General features: G+C 71.8%; 16 protein-coding genes. 12 read left to right on the forward strand and 4 right to left on the reverse strand.

What is annotated here, in order from left to right; translation table 11 throughout:
- Nucleotides 1-72: 72 nt before the first annotated feature.
- The 4 genes from ACZ4XD_RS01295 to ACZ4XD_RS01310 form a co-directional block, all read right to left on the reverse strand.
- Complete coding sequence (locus ACZ4XD_RS01295) at nt 73-861, reverse strand: sulfite exporter TauE/SafE family protein (RefSeq protein ID WP_468037004.1); 789 nt, start codon at nt 859-861, stop codon at nt 73-75.
- A 304-nt stretch (nt 862-1165) separates the two neighbouring features.
- Complete coding sequence (locus ACZ4XD_RS01300; RefSeq protein WP_468037006.1) at nt 1166-1450, reverse strand: hypothetical protein; 285 nt, start codon at nt 1448-1450, stop codon at nt 1166-1168.
- Nucleotides 1451-1523: 73 nt separating this feature from the next.
- Nucleotides 1524-2813: a ferredoxin reductase family protein gene (locus ACZ4XD_RS01305; RefSeq protein WP_468037174.1), complete on the reverse strand. Its 1290-nt coding sequence runs from the start codon at nt 2811-2813 to the stop codon at nt 1524-1526.
- Between the two features lie 365 nt (nt 2814-3178).
- Complete coding sequence (locus tag ACZ4XD_RS01310) at nt 3179-3466, reverse strand: hypothetical protein (protein WP_435602641.1); 288 nt, start codon at nt 3464-3466, stop codon at nt 3179-3181.
- Nucleotides 3467-3636: 170 nt separating this feature from the next.
- Between ACZ4XD_RS01310 and ACZ4XD_RS01315 the strand changes: the two genes are divergently transcribed.
- From ACZ4XD_RS01315 to ACZ4XD_RS01370, 12 genes are all read left to right on the forward strand, one after another.
- Complete coding sequence (locus ACZ4XD_RS01315) at nt 3637-4473, forward strand: helix-turn-helix domain-containing protein (RefSeq protein WP_468037008.1); 837 nt, start codon at nt 3637-3639, stop codon at nt 4471-4473.
- Nucleotides 4470-4823, forward strand: coding sequence for a DUF397 domain-containing protein (locus ACZ4XD_RS01320; protein WP_468037010.1), 354 nt, complete (start codon nt 4470-4472; stop codon nt 4821-4823). Before ACZ4XD_RS01315 ends, ACZ4XD_RS01320 begins: the two co-directional genes overlap by 4 nt.
- 309 nt (nt 4824-5132) lie before the next feature.
- On the forward strand, nt 5133-6860 hold the full coding sequence (locus tag ACZ4XD_RS01325) for an Ig-like domain repeat protein (RefSeq protein ID WP_468037012.1): 1728 nt from the start codon (nt 5133-5135) through the stop codon (nt 6858-6860).
- A 219-nt stretch (nt 6861-7079) separates the two neighbouring features.
- A complete protein-coding gene (locus ACZ4XD_RS01330; RefSeq protein ID WP_468037014.1) occupies nt 7080-7238 on the forward strand; it encodes a DUF7196 family protein in 159 nt (52 codons plus the stop codon).
- 45 nt (nt 7239-7283) lie between these two features.
- A complete protein-coding gene (locus ACZ4XD_RS01335; protein WP_251084958.1) occupies nt 7284-7571 on the forward strand; it encodes a DUF1360 domain-containing protein in 288 nt (95 codons plus the stop codon).
- A gap of 109 nt (nt 7572-7680) precedes the next feature.
- Nucleotides 7681-8361 carry a DUF899 family protein gene (locus tag ACZ4XD_RS01340; protein ID WP_468037016.1) on the forward strand — a complete coding sequence of 227 codons (681 nt, stop codon included), beginning with the start codon at nt 7681-7683 and terminating at the stop codon, nt 8359-8361.
- A gap of 338 nt (nt 8362-8699) precedes the next feature.
- Entirely contained in the window at nt 8700-9002 is a 303-nt protein-coding gene (locus ACZ4XD_RS01345; RefSeq protein WP_468037018.1) for a hypothetical protein, read from the forward strand.
- A gap of 312 nt (nt 9003-9314) precedes the next feature.
- Entirely contained in the window at nt 9315-11333 is a 2019-nt protein-coding gene (locus ACZ4XD_RS01350; RefSeq protein WP_468037020.1) for a glycoside hydrolase, read from the forward strand.
- 177 nt (nt 11334-11510) lie between these two features.
- Complete coding sequence (nirB, locus tag ACZ4XD_RS01355; RefSeq protein WP_468037022.1) at nt 11511-14168, forward strand: nitrite reductase large subunit NirB; 2658 nt, start codon at nt 11511-11513, stop codon at nt 14166-14168.
- Nucleotides 14168-14560, forward strand: a complete 393-nt coding sequence (gene nirD / locus ACZ4XD_RS01360) for a nitrite reductase small subunit NirD (RefSeq protein ID WP_468037024.1) — start codon at nt 14168-14170, stop codon at nt 14558-14560. The genes nirB and nirD overlap by 1 nt, the downstream gene beginning before the upstream one ends.
- 144 nt (nt 14561-14704) lie before the next feature.
- A complete protein-coding gene (locus ACZ4XD_RS01365; RefSeq protein ID WP_468037026.1) occupies nt 14705-15202 on the forward strand; it encodes an SRPBCC family protein in 498 nt (165 codons plus the stop codon).
- A gap of 176 nt (nt 15203-15378) precedes the next feature.
- Nucleotides 15379-15684 (forward strand): ArsR/SmtB family transcription factor, encoded by a 306-nt coding sequence (locus ACZ4XD_RS01370; protein WP_018088131.1) that lies wholly within the window; start codon nt 15379-15381, stop codon nt 15682-15684.
- Nucleotides 15685-15749 lie beyond the last annotated feature (65 nt).

Raw genomic sequence — 15749 nt, forward strand, 5'->3', positions numbered from 1 at the left:
GCAGCGGGGTCCCACGGGGGTGGGCCCCCGAACCGGGCCGGGCCACCGGCCACGGCCGGCCCGCCCGCCCCCTCAGGCCGCCAGCCACTGGTCGTAGGCCAGCTTGCACAGCAGCCCGACGACCACGACCACCAGCACTCCGCGGACGAACCCGGTACCGCGCTTGAGGGCCATCCGGGCGCCCACCATGCCGCCGGTGAAGTTGAACAGGGCGAGCAGGGCGCCCAGTTGCCACAGCACGGTGCCCTGGATCGCGAACATCGTCAGCGCGCCGATATTGGTGCAGGAATTGACGACCTTGGCGGTGGCGGAGGCGGTGACCAGGTCCATGTGCAGGATCGCGGCGAGCGCGATGATCAGGAACGCCCCGGTCCCGGGTCCGATCAGCCCGTCGTAGAAGCCGATCCCCAGACCCGCGATGAGGACGGCCGCCAGGACGCGCTGACGGGAGACGGGCCCCGAGGGCGCGGGGGCGGTCCCGAAGGCCGGCCGCACCAGGATGAAGACCAGCACCCCCAGCAGGACGGCCATGATCAGCGGGCGCAGCACCGCGCTGTTGATACCGGCCGCGAAGAACGCCCCGGACAGCGAGCCGGCGACCGCGGCGAGGCCGATGCGCAGCGCGGTCCGGACATCGATCGGGGCCTTGCGGACGTAGGTGACCGCGGCCGCGGTGGTGCCCACGATGGCGGTGGACTTGTTGGTCCCCAGCACGTACGCGACCGGGGCGTGCGGCAGACCGACGAGCAGCGCGGGGAGCAGCAGCAGTCCGCCACCGCCCACCACGGCGTCGATCCAGCCCGCCGCGAGCGCGGCCAGGCAGAGCAGGGTCAGGGTGAAGAGCGATATGTCAGCAAGCACCGGCTGATCTTATGAACCGGCCGCGGCGGCCGCGCGGTGCAAGCGCGCCGCCACCTACGGGACCGCCCCTTGGACTCCGAATTCATGGCTGTGGAAACCGTGTTGGCCGATTTCTCCCTCGGCGGGTAGCTGCCGGTCCGGCGGCTCGGCCTCGGCACCGGCGGGCTCGTCGGCCCCGGCTGCTGGGGCCCCGGGAGATCGTCCCCATCGCGTCGGTGCAGAACCGCTGCCACCTGCTGGACCGATGGGTGGAGTGGGCGGCGTTGGCGTAGGGCGCCTGGGGACGCGGGCCCGACTGCGGACTTCACGGCGCCGTGCGGACCGGTGCCGACGCCGTACGAACCGGTGTCGACGCCGTGCCGACCGGCGCCGAGGCCGTGCTGACCAGCGTGACAAAGCCGCCGCTCGGCTGCTCGGGAAGGTTGTACCCGGCCGGTGCCCGGTCAGGGGAGACCGGGGCAGCCGGGGTGACCGTCCGGGACACCAGGGTGGCGGTGAGCGCGCTCGCCCCCACCAGGCATGCGGCGAGCTGACGGCGCGCCCACACGGTGACGGCCGGGACGGTGTGCGGTTTGCGGTGTCGGGCCATGGGGGGACTTCCTTGCGGGTCGGGACGGCGGTCGGGGACAGCGGCGCGGGCTGGTGGCGGGCCGACGGGGCCCTCAGAAGGTGAACCGCTCGGAGTGGATGCGGTCGGCCGGCACCCCGGCCCGTTCCAGGGCGGCGGCCGCGGCCCTGGACATGCCGGGTGGGCCGCACAGGTAGACGTCGTGCAGCGCCAGGTCCGGGACGAGGTTGCGCAGGGCTCGGGGCGCCAGTGGATCGAAGGGGCCGTCGGACGGGCCGAGGAGGTAGTGCAGCGCCGCGCCACGGGCCGCGGCGATCTCCTCCAGCTCCTCCCGCAGCACCAACTGGGCGGCGTTGCCCGCCCGGTAGAGGAGCGTGAGATCTCCGGGCTCACCCGGCAGGGTCTCGAAGAGCGCCCGCATCGGCGTGATCCCGACGCCCCCGGCGAGCAGCAGCACCTTGCGGCGGGTCCGCCGGTGTGCGGTCAGCGCCCCGAACGGGCCGGTGGCCAGCACCCGTACGCCCGGCCGCAGCCGGCGGATCCGGCGGGTGTGGTCGCCGCATGCCTTCACGGTGATCCGGAGGGTGTCGTCGCGTACGGGCGCGGAGAGCGAGAAGGGCAGGGCGGTCCGCCACAGCCGCCGGGACAGGAACCGCCAGCGGAAGAACTGTCCCGGCTCGGCCCGCAGCGCGTCCAGGTCCAGGCCCCGCATGACGACCGAGACCACGTCCGGCCCCTCGACCCGCACCTCGGCCACCCGCAGGCTGTGCCGCAGTGCCTGACGTGCGGGAACGACCAGGCGGTACCAGACCAGCAGGGTGCCGACGGTGGTGTGCAGCAGCGTCCACAGCCAGGCGGCGAACGCGCCGCCGGCCAGATCCGGGCCGGCGAGCTGGTGGGCGAAGGCCAGGGCGGCGCCCACGTAGGTCAGCAGATGGACGGCGCGCCAGGTCTCATGGCGTACCCGGCGGCGGACCGTACGGGCCGAGGTGACGCCGACGGCGACGAGCAGCGCGGTGCCGACGGCGGCCGCGGCCAGCCCCGGGTAGCCCATCAGGTCGACGGTGGCGTCGAGGACATCGGTGTCGGTGTGGACGGCGTAGCCGCACAGCGCGAAGGCGGTGTGGGCGAAGCACAGGGTGAGGACATGGCGGCCGCCGAGCGCGTGCCAGCGGGCCAGCCGGTCGGCACCGACGCCGTGTTCGACGGCCGGGACCCGGGCCATCAGCAGCAGCATCACCAGGATTCCGTAGCCCGCGAGCAGCCCGGTGAGATGGGCCAGGGTGGCGAACAGCGCGTCGAGCCGCACCGAAGGCTCGGCCTGCGCCAGCCACAGCCCCACGATCACCACCGCACCGAGGCCCAGCACCCGCAGCAGGGTCATGGGCGAGAGGCGCAGCGGAGGCGCGGGCACGGGAGCCCTGCGGGGCGCGTAGTCCGGCCGGGGCGGCGCGTACGCAGGGGTGAGCCGCGAGTACAGCGGATGGGTGGAGGGCGGTTCGGCGGGGCCCGGAGGCGGGGCACCAGGACCGGGCGCGCCGCCCGGTGCGTACCCGTCGCTGAGGTCGGCCTGGATCGTCACGGCGTCGAAAATACGGCCGCCCGGTGGCCGGAAACAGCAGGTCAGGTCCTCTGCGCAGATCCTTAAGGCGGCCTTGAGGATCGGCTGACCGGGGGTTAAGAACCGCGGGTTGAGAACCGCGGGTTGAGAACCGCGGGTGCCGCGGTGCGCCTCCGGCGCCGGTCCCCTCACCCCAACAGCTCGGCCAGCCGGGCGCCCCGGCTCTCCGCGACGCGGTGCACATCGGCGAGCGCGGCGGTCAAGTCCTCGGCCAGGAGGTGGATTTCGCCCGGCGTCCAGCGCCGTCCGGCGAGCACGGCCCGGGCCTCTCCGATGAGTTCGGCAGCGGAACCGAGCTGCGTCGCCTCGATGGTGTCGGCGGTGCGGGACACAAAACCGGTCCCGTCGCCCGCGACGTAGCACGGCTTTCCGTCGGGGCTCGACCAGGGCAGGAGCCGTGGGGTGGATTCGGTCATCGCGTGAACTCCAAGCTGTCTTCGGTGGCTGCGGCCGTATTTGGTAACTGGATGTAGCCAATTGGTCACCTGGACAACGGGGCGGGCAATAGGGTCGGAGTGCTTGAAGCGGCCGTGCGCAAGTCTGCGACCTGCCGCGATACCGGCACGCACCCACATGCCGAGAGGTCATGGCGTTGGACGAAACGACCCCGCCCGAGCACTTGAATCCGCTACAGCGCTTCGGCCGCGACATCAAACAGGTACGGCTGGCCCGCAAGCTCACCCAGAAGCAACTGGGCAAGGCCACGGGCTACTCCGAGGGCTACGTCAGCAAGGTCGAATCCGGGACGCTGCTCCCTCGCCCCAGCGAGAAGTTCGCGAAGGGCTGCGATCTCACCTTCGGGACGGGGGAGTTGTTCGCGGGCTTGCTGCGGAGGATCGAGGAAGGGGATCACCCGAGTTGGTTCGTGCCGTATCTGAACCTGGAGAAGAAGGCGTCGCGGATACTGGCCTATTCAGCGAGCGTCGTGTTGGGCCTTCTCCAGACCGAGGACTATGCGCGGGCCGTCTTCCACTCGTACTTCTCCAGGGAAGAGTCGGAGGTGATCGATGGAAAGGTCGCAGCGCGCCTGCGACGGCGTGCGATGTTCGAGAGGGATGCCCCACCGTTCCTATGGACCATCCTTGACGAGGCATGCCTGCGAACGGTCGTGGGTGGCTCGCAGGTCATGGCAGGGCAGCTGGAGTTTCTGCTGACAGTGGCCGCTTCACCGCACGTCAAGTTGCAGGTCATGCCCTTCTCGGCGGGCGCTCCGGCCGGATCCACGAAGCCGTTCATTGTGCTCCGCTTCACAGACTCCCGCTCGGTGCTCTACACGGAGACCCGGGTAGGAGGCAGGATGCACGACTCCGCACAAACGGTCGACGCAGCCCTGGATGACTACGATCTTCTCAGGGCACACGCGTTGTCCCCGGACCGATCAGTGGCCCTGATCAAGACCCTGTTGAAGGAGTACCGCGCATGAGTGCCGACTTGGATCTCACCGCCGCTGAATGGGTCAGGTCGTCCTACAGCGATGCCAACGGCGGCGAGTGCGTCGAGTTCTCCCGCACCTTCACCTGGCTCAAGTCCTCGTACAGCGACGCCAACGGCGGCGATTGCCTTGAGTTCTCCCGCGACCTCACCTGGGCCAAGTCCTCCCACAGCGACGCCAGCGGCGGGAACTGCCTCGAATTCTCCCGCGCCCTCACCGAACCTCACGGCCTCGTCCCCGTCCGTGACAGCAAGGATCCGGACGGCCCGGCGCTCATATTCCGCGCAGGCGACTGGTCCTCGTTCGTCTCGGCCGTCAAGCGCGGGCAGTTCACCGCCTGACGGACGTCTCCGTGCACGGGAATACTTGAGGCCCGGTGTCGGTACTCGCCACGGATACGCGCTGCGCCATCCGGGCTAACCCGGTCGTCAACTATGGCGTGTCGTGCGGGCGGTCCCTTGAATCGGTGCTACCGACGGTGGGGTGCCCATCCCCTGGCGGGGGACCATGGACGGCTGCTGGTGTGATGCGGTTCCGTCGTGTTCTTCAGGGCACCCCCGACAGGTGAGCGCGCCAGGACAGTTGCCTGCCCTCCGGCGTGCCACAGCCCCCACCTCCGCATACGGAGCCTTCGAAAGGGGCTGTCCAGCATGGCACTCGTTCTCACGCTCACCCCGTCAACCGTCTTGGCGGGCCAGACCTTCCAAGCCGCTGTCACCGGGGCGGTGGCAGGTGAGCCGATCACCTTCACCTACGACGGAGCGACCCCGCAGACCGTTATCGCTGACGCCATGGGCAACGCGAGCGCCACGTTCACCGCGACCACAACGGACGTGGTGGTCGCCGCCGGCCCCACCAGTGGCGCCTCCTCCGTGACGCTGACCGTCACCGAGCCGGAGAACTGTGTGGTCACGTTGACGGCGTCGCCGACCAACCCCGCCGCGGGCCAGCCGGTCACCGTCACCGCCACCGTCACCTGCGGCGGCGTCCCCGTGGAAGGCGCGGCCGTCCTCTTCACCACCGCCGGCGGCTCCATCGGCGTCGGCGTCACGTCAGCCGCCGGGCAGGCCAGCGTCACCACCAGTGCGCTGCCCACCGGCGTCAACGTCGTCACCGCCACGGTCACCGCCGCCAACACCACCTGCACCTGCGTCGGCGCCTCCGCCACCGCGACCGTGACCGTCACCGCGCCGCAGAGCTGCGTGGTCACCCTGTCGGCCACGCCGACCAACCCCGCCCCGGGCCAGCCGGTCACCGTCACCGCCACCGTCACCTGCGGCGGCGTCCCGGTCCAAGGCGCGACGGTCCTCTTCACCACCACCAGCGGCTCCCTCGGCGTCGGCGTCACGACAGCCGCCGGACAGGCCAGCGTCACCACCAGTGCGCTGCCCACCGGCGTCAACGTCGTCACCGCCACGGTCACCGCCGCCAACACCACCTGCACCTGCGTCGGCGTCTCGGCGACGGCCACCGTGACCGTCACCGCGCCGCAGAGCTGCGTGGTCACCCTGGCCTCGACGCCGGCCACCCCGTCCGCGGGCCAGCCGGTCACCGTCACCGCCACCGTCACCTGCGGCGGCGCCCCGGTGGCAGGCGCGACCGTGCTCTTCAGCACCACCGGCGGGCCGCTGGGGATCGGCGTGACCAACGCGGCCGGCCAGGCCAGCGTGACCACCAGCAGCCTGCCGGCCGGGGCCACCGTCGTCACCGGCACCGTGATCGCCGGCACCAGCGCCTGCACCTGCGTGGGCGTCTCCGGCACCACGACCGTGAACGTCTCCCCGGCGCAGAGCTGCGTGATCACCCTGTCGTCCACCCCGGCCCGCCCGACCGCCGGCCAGCCGGTCACCGTCACCGCCACCGTCACCTGCGGCGGCGCCCCGGTAGCAGGCGCGCTCGTCCTCTTCAGCACCACCGGCGGGCCGCTGGGCATCGGCCTCACCAGCCCGGCCGGCCAGGCCAGCGTGACCACCAGCAGCCTGCCCGCCGGCAGCACCGTCGTCACGGCGACCGTGATCGCCGGCACCAGCGCCTGCACCTGCGTCGGCGTCTCCGGCACGGGGACCGTGACCGTGGGCGCGGCGAGCGGCTTCACGGCGCACCCGGCCTGCTACACGATCAGCTTCCCCCCGGTGCCCTGGGCCTTCGCGACGGCCACGTTCAGTGCCAGCGGCGCGACTCCGGGCTCGCTGGTCACCTTCCACCTGGGCGGCGCCAACGGGCCGGTGGTGTGCACCGCCACCGCCGACGCGAGCGGCAATGCCAGCTGCACGGCCACCCTCAACATCGCGCAGGTGGTGTTCGCCACCTACACGGCGACCACCACCGGCGCCAGTGGGCCGCTCCAGGCGTCCAGCAGCCTGGCCATCTGCACCTGACGCCCTCCCCCGGCGCGTGTGCGCACGGCCGGTAGCAGAAAGCCGCGCAGCTGAAGCGGCACGAACACCCTCGGGCTGACCAGACCCGGCAAAGCAGCCGTCCCCCGTAACGCAGATACGGGGGACGGCTGCGGGCCCAAGACAGGCCAGGGGACATCCTCCCCGCACCGGCCGGGCCGTATCGGCCCTCCTCGCGAAACGTCACTCAAGGAGCGGACCATGGGCTGCAATTGCGGCGGCGGTGCCCGTCAGGGCGTCACCCTCTACCAGTTGACTCTGCCGGACGGCACGGTGCGCCTGTTCTACACCTGGCAGGAGGCCGACGCGGCCAACCAACGGGCCGGCGGCATCGGCACCATCACCGTCATCACTCAGTAAGGGACTACCCGGCGCCCGCGGGGTGACAGGGTGGAGGTGGAATGCATGAGTCTTCCGGAGTTTCTTCTTTCCCTCGGCGCCACGTGTCGGCTCACCAGATTCGTCACCAAGGACACGCTCGCGGCGGGGTTCCGCTCCTGGGTGGCCGACCGCTTCGGCGATGACTCCAAACCGTCCTACCTGGTCAGCTGTAGCTGGTGTACGAGTGTGTGGGTGGCCTCCGCGATGGCCCTGCTCACTCACTGGGCCGGCGGGACCACCGCGCTCCAGATCACCACAATGGCCCTGTCGCTCTCCTACCTCGCCGGGCTCGCTTCCCAGTGGCTCGACTGAGCGGCCCGCCGTCGCGTGGCGGGCCGCGGTGCACCGGCCGACAATGAGGGCCGGAGCAGACGGTGGCCAGGGACCGCGGCTACCCGCCGTAGTCGTCCAGGAGGTGGCAATGCGCCAGACCCAACTCACCAGGGAGTCGACCGCATACGCCGACGCCCGCGAGGAGCTGCGGCAGGCCGAGATCGAGCTGATGCGCCGGCGCGAACGGGTCGCCGAACTGCGCCGGGGGCTGCCGCCGGGCCCCGTCGTGGACGACTACGTCTTCGAGGAGGGCCCAGCGGATCTGCACGCCGGGGACGCCCCGGCGCGGAACGTGCGGCTCAGCGAGCTGTTCAGCGGGCCCGGCCGGGACCTGATCGTCTACCACTTCATGTTCGGCAAGCAGCAGAAGCAGGCCTGCCCCATGTGCACGATGTGGATCGACGGGTTCAACGGGATCGCCCACCACGTCACCCAGAACGCGGACTTCGCCGTCGTCGCCGCGGCCGAGCTGCCGGTGCTGCGGGCGTACGCCCGCGACCGGCAGTGGACGAATCTGCGGCTGCTCAGCGCCGGCGCGAACACCTTCAAGTACGACCTGGGCAGCGAGGACGCCGACGGCAACCAGGACTCGACGGTGTCGGTGTTCACCCGCGACGACACCGGGTCGCTGCGCCACTTCTACTCGGTGCACCCCCGTATGGCCGACGACATCGACCAGCGCGGTATCGACCTGCTCACCCCGGTGTGGCATCTGCTCGACCTCACGCCCGGGGGGCGCGGGGACTGGTTCCCGGCGCTGGGGTATTAGGTGTCGGTCCGGTGCCCCTGCGGGTGCCAACCCGCCGGAGCGGCCCATGAACCCGAGCCGCCGGCCCTCTCCCCCACTTTGCTCCGAGACACGTGCTGTTAGGGTGAATCACCCTTCGCTGTCCGCGTATTGACGTGATGGCGAGGTGCGAGAGCCTTTGCCGTCATACGAGGACCCCGTATCGCCAATGCGGAATGTTCTGGCGAGTGCTCTCGGATTCGGCGCCAATCCAGCCAACGTTTGCCGAGCTCGCGCATGACCGGCGCGAACCGGCGCGGAAGCCGCGCCACGAAGAATCAACTGGGGAAAGCTCCATGCAGGAAAAGAGGGGAAATTCCATGCGTGACAAGAAGCGCACGAACCACCGAGGCGGCGCGCTGCGTCGTGCGGCTGCCGCCGCATCTCTGACCCTGATCGTAGGCGCTCTGCCGGTGGCCCTCGCGACGCCCGCCTCGGCGTCCCAAGGAGCGTGTGAGGATTACCTGGCCTCGAAGGGCTACAAGGTCGGCAAATGGGTGAAGAGGGCATGCGGCATGGCGGCAGGTAACACGGGCCCGACGGGCGACAGCATATGCCGGACGACGCTCTGGGACCTTGGAATCAAGGACCCGGTCGCAAGCACGGCCTGCGACCGGGCGTAAGCAGCGCTGATCGGCTTCATGGCGACGTGACGCCGCCGCGCTGTGGCCTCGGCCGGGAGTACGGCGAAGGGCGGACGGCGGTGAACTCCGCGGAGCGCGATGCTCCGGCCCTAGCAGGACGACAACGCTGAGATGCCCCATCAGCCCCACCGGCCGTCCTCCACCAGCAGGCTCCCGGGACCACGTCCCGGGAGCCTGCTGCGCATTCCGCCCCTCCGTGCCCGGCGCGTGGCTCCTCATCTCCTGCCGCGGACCCGCCGCATGAGGCGACTTCTTAGAACCCTCTTAAAACCGGGGACTATTCAGGTCCCCATGATCTCCGACGCTTCCAAGTCCCCTAAGGGCACCGGCCGCAGCCAGACGGCCACGCGTGTGCTCGCCGCCTCGCTCGCGCTCACCGCGACCACCTTCGGGGTGGCCGGATGTGACAGTGCCGCTGCCGGCACGCTGGAGGGCAGCCGGCTCGAACTGCCCGTGAGGGGCGGTACGGCCGTGGTCGACACCGCCTCGCTGGCGGTGCACGCGCGCACCGCGAGCGGGCGGGCGCTGGTGCTGTCCGGTCCGGCGGGCGGCGGGCTCGGGAAGCCGGGGCCGGTGACGCGTACGGCCCGCGGGGCGCGCTGGAGTTACCCCGGCAAGGGGCTGGAGGTAACGGCCGGTTCGGAGCGCGGGCGGCTGCGGATCACGCTGCGGGCGGACCGCGACGGGTCGGTCAGCTGGCCGGTGACCGGGACCGACCGGGCCGCCTCCGCCGTGCAGATTCCGCGCGGCGAGGGGCTGGACATCCCGGTGCGGGACGCCTTCTGGAACGCAGGCCCCGAGAAGGGCGGGCTGGCCGGCAGCACCGTCGACATGGGTGAGGGCCTGGCCCTCCCGCTGTGGGGCTACTCCATGGGCGGGGCGGGCGGCAAGGGCGACAGCGGCGTCAGCTACCTCACCCCCACCGACCTCGGCACCTCGCTGAAGTTCGCCTCCGCCGGCGGACGGCTGCGCACCACGGCCGAGCACGCCTTCGACGCCGGGGAGGACACCCGTGACTACGAGGTCTCCTTCGCACTGACCGACGGCAATCCGGTCGCCCCGGCCGCCGACTACCGCTCCTACCTCGCCCAGCGCGGACAGCTCGGCAGCCTGCGCCGGAAGATCCGGCAGAACCCGGCCAACGGCAAGCTGCTCGGCGCGTTCCACGCCTATGTGTGGGGCGACGCCCGGACCGCCTCCGGGGTCGACCGGCTGAAGCGGCTGGGCGTGGACCGGATGTGGCTCGGTTACGACGCCGGCCCGGACCCGATGAACGCCGCGGCGGTGCGGGCCGCCAAGAAGGCGGGCTATCTCGTCGGCCCGTACGACACCTTCGCCAACGGGCAGGACCCCAAGTCCGCCGACAGCCCCACCTCCGTCTGGCCGGGGCGGGTCTACCCCGACTTCTGTATACGGAAGGCGGACGGCACCCCGGAGGGCGGCTTCGGGGGCCGTGGCTGCTACCTCAGCTCCCGTGCCTTCGAGAGGGCCGAACCCCGCAAGCACTACCTCGCCGACCGCACCCGCAAGATGGTCGCGAACGGCGCGGACAGCTACTTCCTCGACGTGGATGCGACCGGTGAGGTGTTCCGCGACCACGGCAAGGGCCATCGGATGACCAAGGCCGGTGACCGTGAGATGCGGCTCGCGCGGATGCGGCGGCTGTCGGCGAACCTCGTCCTCGGCTCGGAGTCCGCCCAGCCCTGGGCCAACCAGGTGCTGGCCTACGACCACGGCTCGGGCACCCCGGCCGCCGACGGTCTGTGGAAGCTGGAGAAGGACCGGAAGACCTGGGGCGGCTACTTCCCGGAGAAGGCCCCCGGCGCGTTCTTCAAGCCGGTGAAACTGCCCGCCGAGCTGGCCACGGCCATGTACGACCCCACGTACCGCGTCCCCCTCTACGAGACCGCGCTGCACGGCTCGCTGGTCAACGCCGAGCGCTGGGAGCTGTCGTACGAGAAGCTGCCCGGGCAGAAGACCACCCGGGCGCTGCTGGCGATGCTCTACAACACCCCGCTCAACTACGTCCTCGACGGGCCCACGCTGGAGAAGAAGGGGCCGGAGATGGCGGCGCTCCAGAAGTACTTCTCGCCGCTGCACCGGGCTGCCGGCACCGAGCAGCTGACCTCGTTCCGGTGGCTGACCGCGGACCGCAGCGTGCAGCGCACGGTCTTCGGCGACGGCACGCTGACCGTCACCGCCAACTTCGGCAGCCGGGCCCACGACGGTCTGCCGGGCGGCTGTGTGGACGCCAAGCTGCGCACCGACGACAAGCCGCGGCGGCTGTGCCCGGCGCAGCCGCAGGGCTGACCGGGCGGTCAGCCGGAGCGGACAGACCCCAGGGGCGGGCCCTGACGCGGCCGGGGGCGGGCCCGCACGCGCCGGGCCCGCCCTCACACGGCGCCCCGCCCGCCACTGAGGGCAGCGTTCCGCCCGGGAAACAGAGCAGATGCGGGCGGGTAACAGCCGGACCGCAGGCTGAGGAACATGACCTCGATGCCGCCGCACCCGGAAGCCACGCCAGCCGCCGCGCCTGGCACCACCCCCACCCTTGTCCTCATCGGCCACGGCATGGTCGGCCAGCGCTTCCTGGAGGAGCTGGCCGACCGCGGCGTCACCGAGCGGAGCCGGGTGGTCGTGCTGTGCGAGGAGCCGCGCCCGGCCTACGACCGCGTCCAGCTGACGTCGTACTTCGCCGGCCGCAGCCCGGACGACCTGAGCCTGGTCGATCCGGACTTCATGGCCCGCCACGGCATCGAACTACACCTCGGTGACCCGGCCACGGCCGTCGACCGCACGACCCGCACGGTCACCGCCCGCTCCGGCCTGACCGTCCGCTACGACGCCCTGGTGCTGGCCACCGGCTCGTACCCGTTCGTGCCGCCGGTGCCCGGCAAGGACAGTGCGGGCTGTTTCGTCTACCGCACCATCGAGGACCTGCTCGCCATCGAGGAGTACGCCAAGAACGCCCGCACCGGTGTGGTGGTCGGCGGCGGGCTGCTCGGCCTGGAGGCGGCCGGGGCGCTGAAGGGGCTGGGGCTGCGCACCCACATCGTGGAGTTCGCGCCGCGTCTGATGGCCCTCCAGGTCGACGAGGGCGGCGGCCGCGCGCTGCGCCGTACCGTCGAGGAGATGGGCCTGGAGGTGCACACCGGCGTCGGCGGCAAGGAGATCGTCGCGGACGGGGCCGGTGCGGTGACCGCCATGGGGCTGTCGGACGACTCCCGTATCGAGACCGATCTGGTCGTCTTCTCGGCCGGTGTCCGGCCCCGCGACCAGCTCGCCCGGGACTGCGGGCTGCCGGTCGGCGAACGCGGCGGCATCGTCGTCGACGAGCGGTGCCGCACCGCCGATCCCGCCGTGTACGCGATCGGCGAGTGCGCGCTGGCCGCCGACGGCCGGGTCTACGGTCTGGTCGCGCCCGGCTATGACATGGCCCGCACGGCCGCCGGCGCCCTCGCCGAGGCACTCGGCGCCGGCACCGGAGCGACCGACGGCTTCACCGGCGCGGACCTGTCCACCAAGCTCAAGCTGCTCGGGGTGGACGTCGCCTCCTTCGGCGACGCGCACGGCGCCACCGAGGACTGTCTGGACGTGGTCTACTCCGACGCCCGCAGCGGGGTCTACAAGAAGCTGGTGATCGGCTCCGCGGGCGAGCTGCTGGGCGGGGTGCTGGTCGGCGACGCCGAGGCGTACGGCATGCTGCGCCCGCTGACCGGCAGCGTTCCCCCGGTGTCGCCCGAGCAGCTGGTGCTGCCCGCCGGGGCGGCCGGGGGCGGGGCGGCCGCGCTCGGCCCGTCCGCGCTGCCGGACAGTGCGGTGCTGTGCAACTGCCACAACGTGACCAAGGGGACGGTCCGGGCGGCGGTCACCGAGCACTCCTGCGGCACCCTCCCCGAGGTCAAGAAGTGCACCAAGGCCGGTACCGGCTGCGGCAGTTGCGTGAAGTCGCTGACCGCCGTGATGAACGACGAGCTGGCCGCGTCCGGCGCCACCATCGACACCGGGCTGTGCGGCTGCTTCCCGCACACCCGCGCCGAGCTCTACGAGATCGTGCGCACCCTGCGGCTGACGACCTTCGCCGAACTGCTGGACTCGCACGGCCGTGAGGAGGCGCGGAACGGCGACGGCTGCGAGATCTGCAAGCCCACCGTCGGCTCGATCATCGCCTCCCTCGCGCCCTCCGTCGGCGCCGACGGCTACGTCCTCGACGGCGAACAGGCCGCCCTCCAGGACACCAACGACCACTTCCTCGCCAACCTCCAGCGCAACGGCTCGTACTCGATCGTGCCGCGCATCCCCGGCGGGGAGATCACCCCGGACAAGCTGATCGTGATCGGCGAGGTGGCCCGCGACTTCGGCCTCTACACCAAGATCACCGGTGGTCAGCGGATCGACCTGTTCGGCGCCCGGGTCGATCAACTCCCGCAGGTGTGGGCCCGGCTGGTGGACGCCGGCTTCGAGTCAGGGCATGCGTACGGCAAGGCGCTGCGCACCGTGAAGTCGTGTGTGGGGCAGACCTGGTGCCGCTACGGCGTGCAGGACTCGGTCCGTATGGCCATCGACCTGGAGCTGCGCTACCGGGGGCTGCGCTCCCCGCACAAGCTCAAGTCCGCGGTCTCCGGCTGCGCGCGGGAGTGCGCGGAGGCCCGCGGCAAGGACTTCGGCGTCATCGCCACCTCCAACGGCTGGAATCTCTACGTCGGCGGCAACGGCGGCGCCGATCCGCGGCACGCCGATCTGCTCGCCCAGGACCTGAGCGACGCCGAACTGATCCGGCTGATCGACCGGTTCCTGATGTTCTACATCCGCACCGCGGACCGGCTGGAGCGCACCTCCGCCTGGCTGGAGCGGATCGAGGGCGGCCTCGACCACGTCCGGGACGTCGTCGTCCATGACTCCCTGGGGCTGTGCGACGAGCTGGAGGCCCTGATGGCCGCCCATGTCACCCACTACCGCGACGAATGGGCCGAGACCCTCGCCGACCCCGAGCGGCTGGCCCGCTTCGTCTCCTTCGTCAACGCGCCCGACGCGCCCGATCCGTCCGTTCGCTTCGTGCCGGAGCGCGACCAGGTCAAGCCGGACCTGACGCTGCTGGCCGGCCCGACCCTGCCCATACGCACTCTGGAAGGGACCTCCGTCTGATGACCACCGCCACCGCCACGCGCACCCGCACCGAGGAAGACATCGCGGCCGCCACGGTCGAGATCCGCTGCCCCCAGGGCTGGGTCGCGGTCTGCACCCTGGACGACCTCATCCCGGGGCGCGGGGTCGCCGCGCTCCTCCCGGACGGCACCCAGGCCGCGCTCTTCGTCGACCGCGCCGGGCAGCCCTATGCGATCGCCAACCGCGACCCGTTCACCGGCGCCCAGGTGCTCTCCCGCGGCCTGACCGGCTCGGCCGACGGCCGCCCGTTCGTGGCCTCGCCCCTGCTCAAGCAGCGTTTCGACCTGGCGTCGGGCAGCTGCCTGGACGACCCGTCGGTCTCCGTCCCGGCGTATCGCGTACGGACGGGGAGCGGGGAGCGCGCCCACTGAGCGCTGTCACTGGGCCCTGCGTCTGAGCCCTGTCCCGGCCGGGGCGCATGTGCAACCGATCGGTTGCACCTCCTGCCGCCACGTGCAACCCTTGAGTAGCACGTAGAGCATCAGCCGATCCGAGAACGGCAGGAGGCGCACGCCATGAGCACCGACAGCCATCAGGGCCCCGACAGCGACGCGGGCGGCGGCAAGGACCGCATCGAGCGGGAGATCAGCATCGCCGCGCCCGTGGAGCGGGTGTGGGCCGTGCTCACCGAACCGGAGCACGTCGGCTCGTGGTTCGGGCAGGGCAAGCCGACGCCGGTCGATCTGCGGCCGGGCGGCATCATGGAGCTCGACCACGGCGAGTACGGACAGTTCCCGACCACCATCGTGACGGTGGACCCGCCGCGTTACCTCGCATACCGCTGGGCCAGCGCCTTCCCGGGCGAGGTGGCGACGGAGGGCAACTCCACCCTCGTCGAGTTCACCCTCACCCCGGAGGGCGACGGCACCCGGCTGCGCGTCGTGGAGACCGGCTTCGCCGCGCTCACCATCCCCGAGGACCGGCAGCCCACCGCCGGCTACGAGAGCCACTCCGAGGGCTGGTCCGGCCAGGTGGAGAACATCCGGCGGTACACGGAGCAGCTCGCGGCATGACGAGGGACGCGGGGGCGGGAGCGGGAACGGGGCGGCCGGGGGCGGGGCCGCCGGGGGTGGGGCCGGACGGGGGGTCGGGGAACGGGTCGGGTGCCGGAGCGGGGCCGGGCCCGGGCTCCGGCCCCGACACGGGCGCGGACGGCCGTGCGCGGGACACCGGTGCGGGCGCGGACGCCGTGGCCGAGGTGTTCGCCGCGCTGGCGGATCCGACCCGGCGCCGGATACTCGACGCGCTCGCCGCACACGGCGAGGCGACCGCCACGGTCCTGGCGGCGGAACTGCCGGTCAGCCGCCAGGCCATCGTCAAACATCTGGGCGTCCTGGACCGGGCCGGTCTGGTCGCCGGCCACCGGGAGGGCAGGGAGGCCCGCTACCGGGTGATCCCGGAGCGGCTGGGGGTCACCGCCCGGTGGATGGACCGGGTGGCCGCCGCATGGGACACCCGCCTCTCGGCGATCAAGCGCCTCGCCGAAGGGGAATGACCGGGCGGGGAGGTGGCATGGCCGGCGCGCCACACCCGTCACCACCGCCCCTCCACCCCCGTCCG

It is taken from the genome of Streptomyces sp. NPDC029466, assembly GCF_055574515.1.